The sequence below is a fragment of the Novacetimonas maltaceti genome (assembly GCF_002906255.1).
GTDB lineage: Bacteria > Pseudomonadota > Alphaproteobacteria > Acetobacterales > Acetobacteraceae > Novacetimonas > Novacetimonas maltaceti.
This window is the reverse complement of record NZ_POTC01000127.1, coordinates 1-1,642: the sequence shown is the minus strand read 5'-3', so window position 1 is coordinate 1,642 and position 1,642 is coordinate 1. Positions and strand designations below refer to the sequence as shown.

Sequence of the window (1,642 nt, the reverse complement as noted above, 5' to 3'; positions counted from 1 at the left end):
TCCAGCGCAACCCGTGACTTGAACTCTGCCGCATACCTCTTCCGCGTAACCTTGCCCATAAAACCCGTCCTCGTTCAGGCCAGATGATAGCTTATCGCCCTGTCCGAAAAATGGGGACCACCTCTGTCTGCCTGTCCGCTCAGTGATGCAGGAGCAGATAGGCGGCAGTCGCCTTCTTTGTACACGTGTTTGCTTGAATACGATCATCCCATAAGCGGACAAAGGATTTAATGTCAGTTATTTTCGTCATAATCGGTGAGCCACACTGTCTATTACCCCTGCCCACGTCAGAAATTAAGTAAACAGGGGAAACCCTCTTCAAATTAGTTGCTTCTTATTAAAATATATATTATACTGGCGCACCAAAAATTCTTCGATACATTTCAAGCATCTCTCTACTATTTCTGTAATGTTGTGGGTTTGGAGTTGAATAAAATATGGAAACATATTGTCCTATGGACTCTATTATTTCGTTATGTTGCATTCTAGCATTGTCGGAAAAATGACAACCTCCTATCATTCTGACATAATATTCTTGATCGATGACCTTATCTTCAAAGACGCCGGTGTTGAAAAACCAATCTAGATTTTCAAATGCGAAATTATTATTTTTACTATGAATGTATACTTCAAGTTTCTCTGCACAAAATGTTGAAAAGAAATTTTGACGACAAACAGGAAATACGTTGTCTACTAATCCTGTAGAAAAATTTGTATCATAAACGATGAGTCCTGATCCTGTTTGAGAATTTACATCTTTGAGTATATCGCGACCGCATACACAGCAATTGAGCCCTTTATATTCCCCTAAATTTACAGAATACCCCTTTGCTTTTAAAAAACTTTTAGGAAAAACTGAAAATATAAATTATTTAATGAATTTTCTAAAATTTTGTTCTCAATGTCTGATCCAGAGAATATTTTATAATTCTTTATTCGATCTGTAGCTTTGTAGCCTCTCAAGTAAAGCTTGTGTGGCACCAACGGAGTAAAACCCCATAAACCCATCTGCCTGATGGTGGGCCATTGAATCTATAATGCTAACTTCTTGGCTTGTGCCAATCGCAGAACCGCTCTGTGCGGTATGTTTGCAACTGACAAGCCACTTAAATATTCTGGCCCCTGAAGGAGAGGGTAATCGTTCGGCAACTAAAAGGTCTTTCCCTCCATCAGGACCGCGCCCCGGTGGAAAAATAACATCATATCCTAATGATCTTAAAAAAATTTGGGCAAATTCTTGCCATTTATCTCCGGTTTTCCAGTCAATCTCACAAAAATCAATCATTATTTGTCTCGCAAAAATCTAAACGTAAATCCATATGTAGGACGCTCTGTCAAACTGAACTCATGCAATGATGGAATGGTAGCTTTACTCATATTTGGGATGAAATTTCAGTCTGCAAGTTTTACGTGAAGGCCCGTGCTTCCTTTTTAGCAGTTCTGCATCAGACAGTCTGCTTTCTGTTGATTTTCACTGAGAACTGACCCGGGTAGGGCGGAAATTTTCATCGAGAATTGACCCATGCCTTCACACTCCCCGGCAGCATCTGCTGGGGGTTTGAGGAGTGATTGACATGGAGTTTCTGAGTGTGATCCGTCGGTGGCACTGCCGGGATCATCTTCCGATCCGCGAGATCGAACG

Annotated in this window: 1 protein-coding gene; it reads right to left on the bottom strand. The window is 40.9% G+C overall.

Annotation, left to right across the window (positions count from 1 at the left end; translation table 11 throughout):
• Nucleotides 1–922: 922 nt before the first annotated feature.
• Nucleotides 923–1,285, bottom strand: coding sequence for a PDDEXK family nuclease (locus tag KMAL_RS16560; RefSeq protein WP_110096533.1), 363 nt, complete (start codon nucleotides 1,283–1,285; stop codon nucleotides 923–925).
• Between the last annotated feature and the right edge of the window lie 357 nt (nucleotides 1,286–1,642).

What these genes read in the sequence shown, in the direction of transcription:
- KMAL_RS16560 (WP_110096533.1), bottom strand. Translation starts at nt 1,285, where the DNA reads ATGATTGATTTTTGTGAGATTGACTGGAAAACCGGAGATAAATGGCAA.